We start from the raw sequence: 16240 nt of genomic DNA, 5'->3' as shown, positions 1-16240 counted from the left end.
TATCATGGAATTTACCGATCTGGGCTTGTCAGAGCCGATTCTGAAGGCGCTTTCCGCCAAGAAATACACCGCGCCCACCCCCATCCAGCAAAAGGCGATCCCGGTGCTGCTGCAAGGCCACGACCTGTGCGGCATCGCACAGACCGGCACCGGAAAGACGGCGGCCTTCGCGCTGCCCAGCCTCGATTATTTCGCGCGCAACCCCAAGCCGACGCCGCTGCGCGGTTGCCGGATGCTGGTGCTGTCGCCGACCCGTGAACTTGCCGCGCAGATTGCGCAGAGCTTTCGCGACTATGGCCGGTTCCTCAAGCTGAGCGTCGAAACGGTGTTCGGCGGCGTGCCGATCAACCGGCAGATCAAGGCGCTGAGCCAGGGCGTGGATATCGTCGTGGCGACGCCGGGCCGCCTGCTCGACCTGATCGACCAACGGTGCTTCACCATCAAAGACACGGAAATCTTTGTCCTCGATGAAGCGGACCAGATGATGGACATGGGCTTCATCCACCCGTTGAAACGCGTCGCCAAGCTGCTGCCGACCGATCGGCAGAACCTGTTTTTCTCGGCCACCATGCCGAAGGAGATCGAGGCGCTGGCCGGTCAGTTCCTGAACGATCCGGTCAAGGTCAGCGTCGCGCCGCAATCGACGACGGCAGAGCGCGTGCGTCAGCAGGCGACATTCGTCAATCAGGCGGAAAAGCAGGCGTTGCTGCACATCGTGCTCGAAACCGAAGACATTGATCGCGCGCTCATTTTCACGCGGACCAAGCATGGCGCAGACCGCGTGGTTCGCTTTTTGGAAGGGGCAGGCATCGACGCCTTCGCCATCCATGGCAATAAGAGCCAAGGCCAGCGCACCACCGCTCTGCAGGCGTTCCGCCAGGGCAAGGTCAAGCTGCTGGTGGCGACCGATATTGCCGCACGCGGCATCGACGTGTCGGGCGTCAGCCATGTCATCAATTTCGAAATCCCCAACGTGCCCGAACAATATGTTCACCGGATCGGCCGTACGGCGCGCGCGGGCGCGGAAGGCGTGGCGATCAGCTTTGTGGCCGATGATGAGCGGCCCTATCTCAAGGCGATCGAGCGGGCGACGCGCGTGAAGCTGGACGTTGCACCGCTGCCGGAAAATTTCCTGGAAGCCGTCCGTAACCTGCCCAAGCCCGCGCCGCAGCGCAAAGGTCCCAGCCAGAGCCCGTCGCAACAGGCCAAGCGCGCCGAAGGGCAGCGCCGCTATCAGGACCAGCAGAAGGCGCAGCGCGGCACCCCCGACAAGGCGCATCGTGGCGATGGCGACGGCACGGGGGCCAAGAAGCCTTTCCGTCGGCGCCGGCGTGGCGCGGTGGGCGCGCACAAGGGCGCGGTGCAGCGGACTGGCGCGCGCTAAACAGCAATGAAAGAAAGGGAGGCGGCGCTCAGTCGCCTCCCTTTCCTTATTTTGTCAGTGGTGGTTCAGGAAAAAGCCGCTAGGCTTTACCGCCTATGCGTTTTTCCCCCCGCCGTTCGGCCGCTTCGCTCCTCATCCTGTCCCTGTTGCTGGCCGGCGCGCCGCAGACGCTGGCCCAGCCGCAGCAGACCGCAACACCGGTCGATCAGGGGGCGAGCAAGGCGCAGGTCCGCCCCTGGCTCTATGAAAATAGCGACGTGCCGATCGATGCTGCATGGCGGTTCGGTACGCTTTCCAACGGGCTGCGCTATGCGGTGCGGCGCAATGGCGTTCCGCCGGGACAGGTTTCGATCCGCCTGCGGATGGACGTCGGATCGCTCATGGAGCGCGCGGATGAGCAGGGATATGCTCATTATATGGAGCATCTCACCATGCGTGGGTCGCGCCATGTGCCGGATGGCGAATCCAAGCGTATCTGGCAACGTCTGGGCGTCACCTTCGGCAGCGACAGCAACGCCCAGACAACGCCCACCGGCACGACCTATGCGCTCGACCTGCCCCAGGCGACGCAGGCCAGCTTGACCGAAAGCATGAAGATATTGGCCGGGATGATGGCCGAACCCAATATCAACGCCGGTTCGGTCGATGCCGAACGGGCGGTCGTGCTGGCGGAAAAGCGAGAGAGCGACGGCCCACAAAGCCGCATCTCGGATGCCAATCGATTGCATTTCTTCGCCGGACAGCCACTGGCCGAACATGCGCCGATCGGCACGGTCGACACGCTGAAAGCCGCGACCGCGGCGAAGATGGAGGCGTTCCACCAGCGTTGGTATCGCCCTGAAAACACGGTGATCGCAATTTCCGGGGACATTGATCCGGCCATTGCCGAACAGTTGATCAAGGATAATTTCGGTAACTGGACTGCGCCTGGAAAGGGGGCGGCGATCCCTGATTTCGGCGCACCTGACCCGAAGGCGCCGGCGACGCGCGTCTTCGTGGAACCGGGCGTGCCGGTCAGCCTGACCATGGCGTGGCTGCGACCCTGGACCCCGCATGCCGACACGATCGTCTATAATCAGGACAAGCTGACCGACATGCTGGCGTTGCAGATCGTCAGCCGGCGGCTGGAACAGGCGGCGCGGAGCGGGGGGAGTTTCCTTCAGGCGAGCGTCGAGCAGCAGGACGTCAGCCGATCCGCCGACGGCACCTTCGTGTCGATCATACCCAGCAATGACGACTGGCAAAAGGCGCTGCGCGACGTGCGGGCCATCATTGAGGACGCAAAGGCAGCGCCGCCCAGCCAGGCGGAAATCGATCGCGAATATGCGCAGATGGATACCGCGCTCGCCATACAGGTCGAAAATGCGCCGACTGAAGCCGGGGCCAAGCAGGCGACCGACCTGGTGAGCGCGGTCGATATTCGTGAGACGACGGTCAGCCCGCAGGCCGCTGTCGAGATATTCCGCGCGGGCAAGCCCGCCATGACCCCTCAAAAGATTCTCGATTCAACGCAGCGGCTGTTTTCCGCCGGGGTGTTCCGGGCAATGCTGGTGACAAGCAAGGTCGAGCCGGGGCAGGACGAACGACTGGCGGCCGCGCTTGCCGCCCCGGTCAAGGCCGCGACCAATGCGCGGCTGTCGGACAAGCCGGTAACGATGGATGACCTGCCCAATCTCGGCGCGCCGGGCACGGTGGTGTCGCGCAGCCAGGTGGGCTTGCCCGGCATGGAGACGATCACTTTCTCCAATGGCGTCAAGCTGGTTCTGTTCGCCAATGACGCCGAACCGGAAAAGGTCCGGATCAATGTCCGTTTCGGTCATGGTCAGCAGGCCTTTTCGCCGGTGAAACCCGTGCCGAGCTGGGCCGGCGGCTATGCGCTGATGGCAAGCGGCATTGGCAAGCTGGGCCAGCGCGAACTGGACGAGCTGATGATCGGCCGACGCATGGGGATGAATTTCGAAACTGACGACGACGCCTTCGAAATGCAGGCCGTGACGCGGCCGGCCGACTATAAGGATCAGTTGCGGCTGTTTGCTGCCAAGCTTGGGGAACCCGGTTGGGACCCCGCGCCGATCGCGCGGGTCAAGACGGGGGCCATGGTTGCCTATGACGCTATGTCCCGTGCGCCCGATTCGGTGCTTGGACGCGATCTCAATTGGTTGCTGCATGACAAGGATGTGCGGTTCCGCACGCCGTCCCGCGCCGAAATCGAAGCGCTGACGCCCGAAGCGTTCCGCGCAACATGGGCGCCGATCCTTGCTTCGGGCCCGATCGAGGTTCAGCTGTTCGGTCATGTCGATGCCGAAGACGCCATCAAGGCGGTTGCCGCTACCTTCGGCGCCTTGCCATCGCGCGGCGATACGCCGGTTCCGTCCGCTAACAAGGCGATGCGCTTTCCCGCCCATGTCGAAAAGCCGGTGGTCCTGCGCCATGAAGGCGACAAGGATCAGGCCGCCGCCGTCATGGCGTGGCCAACGGCGGGCGGCTTCGATTTGCAACAGCAGGGCCGCCAGCTGGAGATATTGACCCAGATTTTCAACGACCGCCTTTTCGACAAGCTACGGTCGACCGAGGGTGCGGCCTATTCGCCCAGCGTCCAGAATAACTGGCCATTTTCCTATGAAAGCGGCGGATATATCCTGGTTACCAGCCAGGTGCGGCCGGACCGTATCAGCTATTTCTACGACGCGGTGAAGGCGACGGCGGCCGATCTGGCGGCCAATCCCGTCAGCGCCGATGAACTCCAGCGCGCGGTTGCGCCGATGCAGCAATTGCTGATGCGCGCAAGCACTGGCAACGCTTTCTGGATGAACCAGATGGAAGGGGCGACGCATGATCCCCGCTATGTTCAGGCAATGCAGAATATGGGCAAGGATATGCTGAGCGTCACGCCAGCGCAGTTGCAGGCGCTGGCCGTCAAATATCTGGTGCCTGCCAAAAGCTGGTCGGTGATCGTGCTGCCCGAAGGCGTATCCGCCAAATAGACGGCGGTGACGGGCTTTTCCGCTTGCTCCAGCCGGTGTTGGACGACTAGGCGACGGCTCCGGGAGCGAAGGGCAGGGCAATGAAGGGCGGACGGGGTTGAGCGTGCGGGTCATCCTGTCGGTAGAGGCGCTGGAGCCGCGGCTTTCCGGCATCGGTCGATATAGCTGGGAACTGGCCCAGCGCTTGCCGTTGATCGAGGATGTCGAGAGCGTCCGCTTTTATCGCAACGGCCAGTGGATCACTGATCCCGGCCTGTTGCTGACGGATGGCCGGCAACCCTTGTGGGGCAACAAGCCGTTGCGATGGCTGCGCAAGCGCAACCAATGGGCCGTGCGCCTGAAACAGGCCGCAACGATGCGCAGTCATCTGTTCCACGGGCCCAATTATTTCCTGCCACCGGCCGGGGAGGGCGGGGTCATTACCGTGCATGACCTGTCGGTGTTCCGCTACGCCGAAACGCACCCGGCCGAGCGTCTGGCTCAGTTCGAACGTTACTTTCGCCTGTCGGTGGATCGTGCGGCGCATATCATCACCGATAGTGAGACGACGCGTCAGGAAGTGGCTGATTTCCTGGGGTTCGATCTGGCGCGGATCACGGCCGTCCCGCTGGCGGCGAGCCCGGTGTTTCAGCCGCGCGGTGCCGATGCGACCGCTGCTGCGCTGGCGCGCTACGATCTGACGCCGCAGGGTTATGCGCTGTGTGTTTCGACCGTCGAGCCGCGTAAGCGCATCACGCAATTGCTGCATGCCTGGCGAAACCTGCCAGCCGCCGTCCGTAGCCGCTGGCCACTTATGGTGACGGGAGGATCGGGCTGGCTGAGCGATGCCGTTCGCGACTTGATGGAAAAAGGGGCGCGCGAGGGGTGGGTGCGTTATCTGGGCTTCGTGCCGGAGGAAGATTTGCCGCTGCTCTATGCCGGCGCGTCGCTGTTCGTTTATCCATCCGTCTATGAAGGGTTCGGCCTTCCGCCAGTTGAGGCCATGGCCAGCGGCGTGCCAGTCGTCGTATCGAACGCGTCATGCCTGCCTGAAGTCACTGGCGGCGCGGCGATGCTGGTCGAGCCGGAGGATATTGCGGGATTTTCGCGGGCCTTGGAGCGGGCGCTTGAGGATGACAGCTGGCGACGGCACGCTATCGCCAAGGGGCTGGAGGTCGCCGGTCGCTATAGCTGGGACAGGTGCGCGCGGGAAACCGTAGAGGTTTACCGTCGTTTGCGCTGAGCGGCGTTAGTGTATCGCCTTCAACCCCGCGACGATCGTCTCCGCCGCCCGACGCGCCGTACTGGCCGCTGGCAGCTTGGGACGCGACAGGGTGCGATGGCCAAGGCCAAACATGCATGCCAGCAACAATTCTTCAGCTGCATCGAGCGCTTCTCCTGACAGGTCAGGATTTGCCACGCAGGCAAAGTCGCGCAGAACAACGCGAAATCCGATGCACAACTGTCCGATCATCTTGCCCACAGCCTCGTTACGAAACGCCTCGGCCATGATTTCAAACAAGAGCGCTTCTTCCTTTTCATCGGTACTATGGAGCAGCATGGCCTCGAACGCTTGTTCGGCAGAGAGTTCATGCGCATCCAGCCGGGATCGCAATATGGTCATCTGCGCAGTCCATGCATCGGAGTCGATCCGCACCAGCGCTTCGATCACTTCTTCCTTGCCCTTGAACAGGCGATAGATTTGCCCGACTGACACCTGAGCGGCGCTGGCCAATTGCGCCATGGACGTCTGATGAAACCCGTTGGCGGAAAAAAGCGTGCGCGCCGCAGCCAGAATACGTGCCCTGCCGTCCGCTTCATGCTGCACTGCAACCACTTCTACCCCCAAATGGCTTTTTGAGCCTTGAACTTTCTGTGGCAGGATCATACCTGCGCAGCAAGCGGAATGAACGTTCATTCCGTACTCAGGTATCAAGCAAAAACGGATTCGGGCTATGCAAAAGGGGATTTTCACCGGGTTGCTGGCGTGCGCGTCGGCGTTGACGTTAAGCGGTTGTGGTGAAAGCCAACCGCCCGCGCCCCCGCCGCCAGCGGTCGGCGTGACGACGGTCAGCACGCAATCTGTCCCCTTGGTCAATGAACTGCCGGGCCGTGTGGCGGCGCTGGAAACGGCCGAAGTTCGCCCGCAGATCAATGGCGTCATCCGCCGCAGCCTGTTCTCGCAAGGCGGCTATGTGCGCGCCGGCCAGGTTTTGTTCGAGATCGAAGATTCGCCCTATCGCGCGGCATTGGCACAGGCACAGGGTGCTTTGGCGCGCGCGCAGGCGACTATCGGATCGACCAGTTTGCAAGCGCAACGCTATAAGGACCTAGTCGGCATCAATGCTGTCAGCCGGCAGGAATATGACAATGCGGTGGCCACCGCGCAGCAGGCGCGGGCCGATGTTGCGGCGCAGCGCGGCGCGGTACAGGCGGCACAGGTCAACCTGGATTTTACGCGCATCCGCGCACCCATCTCTGGCCGCATCGGGCGCTCGCTCTTTACCGCGGGTGCGCTGGTGCAAACCGGTCAGTCCGACCCGCTCGCCACGATCCAGCGGCTGGACACGGTCTATGTGGATGTGACCCAGTCGGCGGCCGAGATCATCGACCTGAAGCAAGCCATGAAGAAAGGTGGCGTGAGCGAGGCTGATGGTGCGCGCATCCAACTGATCTTGCCCAACGGCAGCACATACCCGATAGAGGGCCGTCTCCAGTTTTCGGAAGTGACCGTGGACCCGGACACCGGGGCGGTCACGTTGCGTTCGACCTTTCCCAATCCCGATGGACTGCTGCTTCCTGGCATGTATGTCCGTGCCCGCCTCGTCGAAGGACGGCGCAATTCAGCGATCCTGGCGCCGCAGCAGGGCATCAGCCGCGATGCCCGCGGGCGCGCCACGGCGATGGTCGTGGGCAAGGGAAACAAGGTCGAAATGCGTCAGGTGGAGGTTGATCGTGCGGTCGGAGACAAATGGATCGTCACCAATGGGCTTAAGCCCGGCGACAAGCTGATCGTGGAAGGCCTGGTCAATCTCAAGCCTGGAACGGTGGTTCGCCCTGGTGCGCCGCAGCAAATAACGGCGCAGCAGCAGGGCGCGAAGCGCGGTCCCGGCCAGGCGGTCGACCAGCCGGTTCAGGGCGAGGCTAACTAAATCATGGCGCGCTATTTCATCGACAGGCCCATCTTTGCGTGGGTCATCGCCATCGTCGTCATGCTCGCGGGCCTGCTGGCGATCCGTTCCCTGCCGGTTGCGCAGTTCCCGGAAATCGCGCCACCTGCGGTCACGATCCAGACCAGCTACCCCGGCGCGAATGCCCAGACGCTGGAAAGCACGACCACGCAGATTATCGAGCAGCAGCTTAAGGGCATCGACAATCTGCGTTACTTTTCGTCCACCAGCGACGGGTCGGGCAATCTCAGCATTACGCTGACGTTCGAACAGGGAACCGACCCTGACATTGCGCAGGTGCAGGTTCAGAATAAATTGTCGCAGGCGACCCCGTTGCTGCCGCAAGAGGTCCAGCAGCAAGGGCTACGCGTCGGCAAGTCGACATCGAGCTTCCTTTTGATCGCCGCGGTCTACACGGACGATGGTATTCACGATCAGGAAGACGCGGCCGACTTCATCGCGGCCACCTTGCAGGATCCGCTCAGCCGCGTCACCGGCGTGGGCGATACGCAGCTGTTCGGGTCGCAATATGCGATGCGCATCTGGCTCGATCCCTACAAGATGGCCAATTTGCGCATCACCACGGGAGACGTGAAGTCCGCGATCCAGGCGCAAAATGCCCAGGTTTCGGCCGGCCAGATCGGCGGAGCGCCAGCGCCCGAGGGACAAGCGCTCAATGCGACTGTCACCGCCCAGTCGCGTTTGCGTACGGCGGAGGAGTTCGAGAAAATTCGGCTTCGCAGCAACAGCGATGGATCGGTCGTCCTGTTGTCCGATGTCGCTCGCGTCGAGCTTGGGGCTGAGAATTACGGCTTTGGCGTCAAGTTCAACGGCCATCCCGCTTCCGGTTTTGGCATCAAGCTGGCGCCTGGCGCGAATGCGCTCGATACAGTGGAAGCGGTGAAAGACCGCGTCAACGAATTGTCCAAGAATTTTCCGACCTGGGTCAAATATGATTTTCCGGTCGATAATTCCAAATTCGTGACATTGTCGGTTGAGCAGGTGATCCACACGCTGTTCGAAGCAATTCTGCTCGTCTTCGTCGTCATGTTCATCTTTTTGCAGAACTGGCGCGCGACGCTTATCCCAACGATTGCCGTGCCGGTTGTCCTGCTTGGCGCATTAGCGGTGCTCTACGCGGCGGGCTTCACCATCAATACGCTGACTCTGTTCGGTATGGTGCTGGCCATCGGCCTGCTGGTCGATGACGCGATCGTCGTGGTCGAAAATGTCGAGCGCCTGATCCAGGATGAAGGGCTGACGCCGAAGGAAGCCGCGCGGCGATCCATGGACGAAATCAGTGGCGCGCTGATCGGTATTGGTCTCGTCCTGTCCGCAGTGTTCCTGCCGATGGCCTTCTTCGGCGGCTCGACTGGCGTCATTTTCCGCCAGTTCTCCATTACCATCGTGTCGTCGATGATCCTGTCGGTTCTGGTGGCGCTGATTCTGACGCCAGCTTTGTGCGCCGCAATTTTGAAGCCCGCATCGCATGGCCATGATCAATGGTCGGGGCGTTTCGGGTCGATTTTCGGACGCTTTTTCGGTTGGTTCAATCGTACCTTTGACAAGGGCGTCGCGCGTTATGGCCAGGGCGTCGAGAAGGTCGAGCGCCGCTGGGTGCGCACGATGCTGCTTTACCTGCTGATCGTCATCGGCATGGCGTTCATCTTTCTGCGGTTGCCATCAGGCTTCCTGCCGGAGGAGGATCAGGGCATTATCATCGCGCAATTGTCCCTGCCGGCGGGATCCACGCTGGAAGAAACCGAACGGTCGCTGACGCGAATGCGGCGCCATTATCTGGTCGATGAGAAGAGTAATGTGGAGGCTGTCTTTACCATCGCGGGCTTCGGCTTTGTGGGGCAGGGGCAGAATGTGGGCATCGCCTTTGCCCGGATGAAGGATTGGGCGGATCGCAAGGCCGCGGAAAATGCCGTCCCTGCGATCGCGCGGCGCGCGAATATGGCGTTTAAGAAGATTTCCGCTGGCATGGCCATCGCCTTCGTGCCGCCGGCCGTCCAGGAACTGGGCAATGCGTCCGGTTTCGATTTCCAGCTGCTCGATCAGGGCAATCTGGGCCATGATAAGCTGCTGGCGGCTCGCAACCAGCTGCTTGGCATGGCAATGGGCGACGAGCGGCTGGCGCAGGTGCGTCCCAACGGCCTGGAGGATACGCCCCAGCTCAAGCTGAACGTCGATCAGGCGGCTGCCGGCGCCCTCGGGATCGCCCAGGCGGATGTCAATGACACGATCAGCACCAATCTTGGCGGCGCCTATGTCAACGATTTCATCGATCGTGATCGGGTGAAGCGCGTCTACGTCCAGGCTGACGCGCCCTATCGCACATCGGCCGATGCCATAGGCGCTTATCATGTCCGGGGTAGTTCCGGCCAAATGGCGCCCCTTTCCGCTTTCTCGACGACGGAATGGGTGCAGGGGCCGGCGCGACTGGAACGCTTCAACGGTGTGCCTTCGATGAACATCCAGGGTGGCGCCGCGCCCGGCGTGTCCAGCGGCACTGCCATGCAGGCGATGGAGGAACATGCCGCCAAGCTGCCCGCAGGGATCGGCTTCAGCTGGAACGGCATTTCTTATGAAGAACAGACATCGGGGGGGCAGGCGCCTTATGTCTATGCGCTGTCCATGCTGATCGTCTTCCTGTGCCTTGCTGCCCTGTATGAAAGCTGGTCGGTGCCGATCGCGGTCATGCTGGTGGTTCCGCTCGGCGTGCTGGGTGCGGTGATCGCGGCCACGCTCGCAGGCCTCAATAACGACATTTACCTACAGGTCGGCCTCATCACGACCATTGGCGTTTCGGCCAAGAACGCGATTTTGATCGTGGAGTTCGCGGAAGAAAAGATGCGTGAGGGCCTGTCGCCCGCGCGGGCAGCGCTGGAAGCGGGCAAGTTGCGCTTGCGGCCGATCCTGATGACCAGCTTCGCGTTCATCTTCGGCGTCTTGCCGCTGGCCTTGTCGACCGGCGCGGGCGCGGGTGGCCAAAATGCCATTGGCTGGGCTGTGGTAGGCGGCATGTTGTCGGCGACCGTGCTGGCCATCTTCTTCGTGCCGGTCTTCTTCACCGTGGTGAAACGTCTGTTCCGGGAACACCATGATAATCAAGCGGCGGACAATGCCGATGCGCCCACTTCGTCGCAGGAGGCCTGAGATCATGCGCAGCATCAAGGCGCTGAGCGCCGTCACCCTGTCGCTTGCCCTGGCGGCGTGCGACATGGCGCCGAAATATGTGCGGCCCGATCTGCCGGTGCCGGTCGAAAGCCCGCAGGGGCCTGCCTATGCTGAAACAGGCGAGGGCGTAGCGGCGATTCCGGCAGAGACGGCCTGGCGGGATTTCTTCACGGACCCCCGGATGGTCCGGGTGATCGAGACGGCTTTGACCAATAATCGCGACCTGCGCATTGCTGTCGCCAATGTAGCGCAGGCGCGCGCGCAATATCGCGTGCAAAGGGCCGACCTCTTTCCAAGCGTGAATGCGAGTGGCACGGCCACTTATTCCGAACAGCCGCTCGTTCAGTTCGGCCAAACTCAGCGGCTGAACAATGATGTCTATCAGGCGCAGGTCGGCATTTCGGCGTGGGAAATCGACCTCTTCGGCCGCGTGCGCAATCTCAGCAAGGCGGCGCTCGAGCAATTTTTCGCAACAGACGAAAATCGCAAGGCGGCGCAGACCAGTCTCGTGGCGGAAACCGCCAATGCGTGGCTGGTGATGGCGGCCGATCAGGAACGATTGCGCATCGCCCGGGAACTGGAGGGGGCGTTCGGCAAGACGCTGACCCTGACCAAGGCCCGGTTTGAGCGGGGGATCGCATCGGAGCTGGAAGTGCGCCAGGCGCAGACCAGCTACGATCAGGCGCGATCGGATATTGCCGAAGCGACGACGCTGGTCGCGCAGGATCAAAATGCGCTCAACCTGCTGGCCGGTACGACCGTGCCCGCCAGCGACCTGCCCGACAGCCTGACGCCGGAAGGGGCCACCCTTGAGAATTTGCCGGCGAACATCACATCCGATGTCTTGCTGCAGCGGCCCGATATCGCGTCGGCCGAGCACCAGTTGCGCGCCGCGAACGCCAATATCGGCGCCGCGCGGGCGGCCTTCTTCCCTAATATCTCACTGACGGCGGCTTTCGGATCCATCAGCCAGGGCCTCTCCAACCTGTTCGGATCGGGATCGGATTTCTGGTCGGTGGCGCCTTCGGCCAACCTGCCGATTTTCGATTTCGGCCGTAATCAGGGCAATTTGCGTTATGCCCGGGCCACCTATGACGCGATGGTCGCAACATACGAAAAAAGCGTCCAGACCGGTTTTCGCGAAGTTGCCGATGCGTTGGCTCGCCGCGGGACGATGGAGCGCCAGCTGGAGGCCCAGACCTCGCTGCGGGATTCCGCGCGGGTCGCCTATACGCTTTCCGAAGCGCGCTTTCGGGCGGGCGTCGACAGCTTCCTGACGACGCTGGATTCGCAGCGTTCGCTCTATACCGCCGAACAGTCGCTGGTGGCGACGCGGTTGACGCGTGAGGCCAATATGGTCGAACTCTACCGGGCCATGGGTGGCGGTCTCAAATAGGCTTTGGCCGCAAAATGCGGGAAGCGGAACGATGGCGGCGTTGTCATGACGTCGCCACTTTTTCTGAAGGACCGTCGCGTGACTTTCAGCTGCATCCGTTTGGCCTCGCCCGTCGGCCTTCTGACCATCGTGGCGAGCGCCGGTCAATTGGTCGCCGTGCTCTGGCCGCAGGATCGACCCTCGCGCGTGCCCTTGCCTGCCCTTGGCGAGGCCAAGGATGATCCGTTGCTCAAGGAGGCATCGGCGCAACTGGCTGCCTATTTCGACGGCGCGCTGGGGCGCTTCGACCTGCCGTGCGCGCCGGCTGGAACGCCGTTCCAGCGGGATGTGTGGCGCGCTCTGGACGCCATTCCTTATGGTCAGACGCGCAGCTATGGCGCTATCGCGACCGACATCGGTCGGCCGACAGCGGTGCGGGCGGTCGGGGCCGCCAATGGGCGCAATCCGCTGTCGATTATCACGCCATGCCATCGTGTGGTAGGCAGGAACGGCGATTTGACCGGCTTTGCAGGCGGCCTGCACGCCAAACAGTGGCTGCTGGCCCATGAGGCGCGTGTCCTCGCTCGCTGAGCATCTTCTTTCCCGCGCGGCTTGTCGTTAGGGTGCCGCTCTGCGCATATCAGGGGCGACATGACGGAAGATCTGACGGATATAGTGGCGGACATCGTCGCCAGCATGCGGAGCGCGCCGGATCGGGGTCGCGTTGCCCACTATATTCCCGAGCTCGCCAAGGTTGAGGCCCGCCATTTCGGCATCGCTATCGCGACGGCCGACGGGCAGATGGTGACAGGCGGCGACGCCGACATGGGCTTTTCCATCCAGTCCATATCCAAGGTGTTCGCGCTGACCCTGGCGGTTGGCAAGGTAGGTGATCAGCTTTGGGACCGTGTGGGGCGTGAGCCATCTGGCACCGCCTTCAACTCGATCGTGCAGCTGGAGCATGAGCAGGGCATTCCGCGCAATCCCTTCATCAACGCCGGGGCGATCGTGGTTGCCGACGTCAATCTGGGCGGGCACCAGCCGCGCGTCGCCATTGGCGAGATGCTCCGCTTCCTGCGCTATCTTGCCGGGGATGACGATATCGCCATCAATGAAGCGGTTGCCGCATCCGAAACCGCCTCGGGCTTTCGCAACATGGCGCTCGCCAATTACATGCGGGCCTTCGACAATGTGCGCCATCCGGTCGAATTGGTGCTCGGCGCCTATTTCCACCAGTGCGCGATCGAGATGAGCTGCCGGCAATTGGCACTTGCGGGGCGCTATCTGATGCTTGACGGACGGCATCCCGATGGTGGCCGGGTCGTGTCGCCGCGCAGGGCGCGACGCATCAATGCCTTGATGCTGACCTGCGGCCATTATGATGCATCGGGCGACTTCGCCTTTCGCGTGGGGATGCCCGGCAAGTCTGGGGTAGGGGGCGGCATATTGGCCATCGTACCCGGCCGCGCGTCGATCGCGGTATGGTCGCCGGGATTGAACGCCAGCGGCAACAGCCAGCTGGGCACGCTGGCGCTGGAGGAACTATCCAGCCGCACCGGATGGTCGATTTTCAGCCCGCCCGTCGCCGGGTGACGTCAGTTTGTCTCGTCCGCGCGCAACCGTCGCAATTTGGGCGTCTTTTGCATCTGAGCCGCATCCTTGATGCCCATGCGCAAATCCTCGCGCGTTTGATGGATGGAGGCGATGACCGGCCCCATGGCAACGCCAAGATCGACGAGCGCGGTTTCCGCCAGTTGCAGCGAGCTTTCCAGCGTTTCGGGCACCGCATCGCTGGCCCCGGCGCGATACAGTTGGGCGGCATGGTCCGCGTCCCGCGCGCGGGCGATGATGGGCAGGTCCGGCACCCAGCCGCGCACACGCTGCGTGACGCGGACCGACAACACCGGATCATCCATCGTGAGGATCAGCGCGCGCGCATGGCCCAGGCGCAGCCTGTCGAGCATTTCCACACGGGCGACGTCGCCAAATAATATGGGATAGCCCGCCCGGCGGGCTTCCGCCACGACGTCGGGGTCGGATTCCACGACGATGAAGCGCTGACTATGCGTGCGCAACAGGTCGCAGACCATGCGGCCGACCCGGCCAAAGCCGATGACCACCGCGGCGGCCTGCGTCTGGACGTCGTCGGTTTCCACGCGTTCTTCGCCAAGCGCCATTTCCAGGCGACGGGCGATATCATGGCCGAAGCGGGCCAGCAGCGGCGTGATGGTGAGGCCGATCGCAGTGACGATCTGCCAGAAAGCCGCGGTCGAAGGCAGGATCAGTTGCGCCGCGGCCGCAGCGGACAGCACGATCAAGGTCGTTTCCGACGGGCTGGACATCAGCACGCCGACCTCCAGCGCGGTCCCTTTGCGCGTGCCCGAAAAATAGAGCAGCGCCGCCGTGACCAGCGTCTTGCACAGCACCACGCCGAATACGGCCAGCATCAGGCTGGGCCAGTTGGCCAGGATGACGCGCAGGTCCAGGCTCATGCCCACGGTAATCAGGAAGACGCCGAGCGCCAGGCCCTTGAACGGGGCCGTGATGACCTCGACCTCGCCGTGATAGTCGGTTTCCGCGATCAGCAGGCCCGCGACCAGCGCGCCGACGATCGGCGACAGGCCGGCGATCGACGTCGCCATGCTGGAAATGATGACGACGAGCAGGCTGGCGGCCAGAAAGACTTCGGGGCTTTTGGTGCGGGCCGCCTGACTGAAAATATGGGGCAGGGTGATGCGGCCAAGGATCAGCATGACCCCGACAGTCACGCCACCCCTGACCAATGTGCTGGCCAACGCGCTCCAGGCGCCGTCGGGGCTGCTGGCGACAGAGGGGGCGAGCGCACCCAGCATGAAGATGATCGGCACCAGCGCGAGATCTTCGAACAGCAGCATCGAAAAGGCGGCGCGGCCGACCGCACTTTGGGTGCCGACCATGGGCAGCACGACGGCGGTCGAGGACAGGGCGAGCGCAAGACCGAGGCCGATCGCCCCGGCGGTCGGTTGCCCCAGAAGATACAGCCCCGCCGCGATCAGCAGGCCGCTTCCGAATAATTCGGCCGCACCGACGCCGAAAACCTGCGCGCGCATCGACCAGAGCCGTTTGAAGCTCAATTCCAGCCCGATGGAAAAAAGCAGCAGAATGATGCCGAGTTCGGCAAATGGTTCGATGGCCTCCCCATCCGAAATGGTGATATGGTAAAGCCAGGGATAGCGCTCGACCAATGCCCCCAGGCCAGCCGGCCCGACCGCCAGCCCGACCAGGATGAAGCCGATGACCGGGCTGATCCGGAAGCGGGCAAAGCCGGGTATCACCAGCCCCGCTGCGCCAAGGATTACAAGAGAGTCACTGAAACTGTTGGGATCAATTGCGCCGGCCATGACCCATCATTGCCGCTGGGCATGCGAAAGACCAGCATGGAAGTAGAAAAAAGCTTCGAATGACATCGTTCAGGTTTGAAATCTCGGCGGCGAAGGCTGTGATAAGCCCGTTGCCGGAAGGGGCATCGCAGGGGCAGGCGCTCCAGGGATGCATCGGGATCGCTAGTGCTGGGCGGCCATGGCCGATCGACGCGCCTGTTGCCGCCTGATGGCGAATGCCAAGGGCAGCATTGCACACTGGTGCGGACGGCGGGACTTGAACCCGCATTCCCAGGGGGAGGCGGATTTTAAGTCCGCTGCGTCTACCGATTTCGCCACGTCCGCGTAAGCCATGGCCATAGCCGGCGCGGCGATCAGGTCAAGTCGCAGAAATCAGGCTTCGCTGCCGCTGTTCAAGCGTTCGCGCATTTCCTTGCCCGGCTTGAAATAGGGAACGCGCTTGGCGCAGACCGGCACTTGTTCGCCGGTGCGGGGATTGCGCCCCGTTCGGGCATCGCGAGCGCGGGTCGTGAATGCGCCGAAACCGCGCAGTTCAACCCGGCCGCCCGAGGCAAGCCGATCCACAATCTCACGAAAAAAGAGATCGACGATCCGTTCGACCTCCGGCACCGTCAGTCCCGGATTTTCTTCGGCCAGTTTCTGAATCAATTCCGAACGGATCATTGGTGTCCAGCTCCCCTCTGCTGTTCCCCCTGTCGTTTCATACTGCTTTTGTAACGCGTTGACAATCGTCCGCCGCATTATCGTTGCGCTTGTGTCATAACGGGAAAGGCCCGCCGAACACG

General features: G+C 62.7%; 11 protein-coding genes and 1 tRNA gene. 8 read left to right on the top strand and 4 right to left on the bottom strand.

All coding sequences use genetic code 11. From position 1 onward, the window contains the following. Positions 1–4: 4 nt before the first annotated feature. The 3 genes from LL253_RS13495 to LL253_RS13485 all read left to right on the top strand — a co-directional run bounded on the left by LL253_RS13495 (position 5) and on the right by LL253_RS13485 (position 5590). Complete coding sequence (locus LL253_RS13495; protein ID WP_228222381.1) at positions 5–1384, top strand: DEAD/DEAH box helicase; 1380 nt, start codon at positions 5–7, stop codon at positions 1382–1384. Between the two features lie 95 nt (positions 1385–1479). Next, positions 1480–4368: a M16 family metallopeptidase gene (locus LL253_RS13490; protein ID WP_228227504.1), complete on the top strand. Its 2889-nt coding sequence runs from the start codon at positions 1480–1482 to the stop codon at positions 4366–4368. Between the two features lie 103 nt (positions 4369–4471). Beyond that, positions 4472–5590 (top strand): glycosyltransferase family 4 protein, encoded by a 1119-nt coding sequence (locus tag LL253_RS13485; protein WP_228227535.1) that lies wholly within the window; start codon positions 4472–4474, stop codon positions 5588–5590. 6 nt (positions 5591–5596) lie between these two features. Here LL253_RS13485 and LL253_RS13480 read toward each other — a convergent pair whose 3' ends face one another. Next, on the bottom strand, positions 5597–6184 hold the full coding sequence (locus tag LL253_RS13480; RefSeq protein ID WP_037542287.1) for a TetR/AcrR family transcriptional regulator: 588 nt from the start codon (positions 6182–6184) through the stop codon (positions 5597–5599). Positions 6185–6302: 118 nt separating this feature from the next. Between LL253_RS13480 and LL253_RS13475 the strand changes: the two genes are divergently transcribed. The 5 genes from LL253_RS13475 to LL253_RS13455 all read left to right on the top strand — a co-directional run bounded on the left by LL253_RS13475 (position 6303) and on the right by LL253_RS13455 (position 13668). Then, on the top strand, positions 6303–7499 hold the full coding sequence (locus tag LL253_RS13475; RefSeq protein WP_228227503.1) for an efflux RND transporter periplasmic adaptor subunit: 1197 nt from the start codon (positions 6303–6305) through the stop codon (positions 7497–7499). Positions 7500–7502: 3 nt separating this feature from the next. Continuing rightward, entirely contained in the window at positions 7503–10679 is a 3177-nt protein-coding gene (locus tag LL253_RS13470; RefSeq protein ID WP_228227502.1) for an efflux RND transporter permease subunit, read from the top strand. Between the two features lie 4 nt (positions 10680–10683). After that, on the top strand, positions 10684–12096 hold the full coding sequence (locus LL253_RS13465; protein ID WP_228227501.1) for an efflux transporter outer membrane subunit: 1413 nt from the start codon (positions 10684–10686) through the stop codon (positions 12094–12096). A 78-nt stretch (positions 12097–12174) separates the two neighbouring features. After that, positions 12175–12666, top strand: a complete 492-nt coding sequence (locus LL253_RS13460; RefSeq protein WP_407696101.1) for a methylated-DNA--[protein]-cysteine S-methyltransferase — start codon at positions 12175–12177, stop codon at positions 12664–12666. A 60-nt stretch (positions 12667–12726) separates the two neighbouring features. Continuing rightward, positions 12727–13668 carry a glutaminase gene (locus tag LL253_RS13455; RefSeq protein ID WP_009821859.1) on the top strand — a complete coding sequence of 314 codons (942 nt, stop codon included), beginning with the start codon at positions 12727–12729 and terminating at the stop codon, positions 13666–13668. A gap of 2 nt (positions 13669–13670) precedes the next feature. Here LL253_RS13455 and LL253_RS13450 read toward each other — a convergent pair whose 3' ends face one another. The 3 genes from LL253_RS13450 to LL253_RS13440 all read right to left on the bottom strand — a co-directional run bounded on the left by LL253_RS13450 (position 13671) and on the right by LL253_RS13440 (position 16118). Further along, positions 13671–15455, bottom strand: coding sequence for a cation:proton antiporter domain-containing protein (locus LL253_RS13450; protein WP_009821858.1), 1785 nt, complete (start codon positions 15453–15455; stop codon positions 13671–13673). A gap of 238 nt (positions 15456–15693) precedes the next feature. Then, positions 15694–15779, bottom strand: a tRNA-Leu gene (locus LL253_RS13445). A gap of 48 nt (positions 15780–15827) precedes the next feature. After that, positions 15828–16118: an integration host factor subunit beta gene (locus LL253_RS13440; RefSeq protein ID WP_009821856.1), complete on the bottom strand. Its 291-nt coding sequence runs from the start codon at positions 16116–16118 to the stop codon at positions 15828–15830. Positions 16119–16240 lie beyond the last annotated feature (122 nt).

The organism is Sphingobium soli, assembly GCF_020782245.1.
GTDB lineage: Bacteria > Pseudomonadota > Alphaproteobacteria > Sphingomonadales > Sphingomonadaceae > Sphingobium > Sphingobium soli.
Note: the sequence above shows the minus strand (reverse complement) of the source record. Positions and strands in the feature narration are given on the sequence as shown.

Bases quoted from the DNA above. Each gene is read 5' to 3' on its own strand.
- LL253_RS13450 (WP_009821858.1), bottom strand. From the start codon at position 15,455: ATGGCCGGCGCAATTGATCCCAACAGTTTCAGTGACTCTCTTGTAATC.
- LL253_RS13465 (WP_228227501.1), top strand. From the start codon at position 10,684: ATGCGCAGCATCAAGGCGCTGAGCGCCGTCACCCTGTCGCTTGCCCTG.
- LL253_RS13490 (WP_228227504.1), top strand. From the start codon at position 1,480: ATGCGTTTTTCCCCCCGCCGTTCGGCCGCTTCGCTCCTCATCCTGTCC.
- LL253_RS13440 (WP_009821856.1), bottom strand. From the start codon at position 16,118: ATGATCCGTTCGGAATTGATTCAGAAACTGGCCGAAGAAAATCCGGGA.
- LL253_RS13495 (WP_228222381.1), top strand. From the start codon at position 5: ATGGAATTTACCGATCTGGGCTTGTCAGAGCCGATTCTGAAGGCGCTT.
- LL253_RS13455 (WP_009821859.1), top strand. From the start codon at position 12,727: ATGACGGAAGATCTGACGGATATAGTGGCGGACATCGTCGCCAGCATG.
- LL253_RS13470 (WP_228227502.1), top strand. From the start codon at position 7,503: ATGGCGCGCTATTTCATCGACAGGCCCATCTTTGCGTGGGTCATCGCC.
- LL253_RS13475 (WP_228227503.1), top strand. From the start codon at position 6,303: ATGCAAAAGGGGATTTTCACCGGGTTGCTGGCGTGCGCGTCGGCGTTG.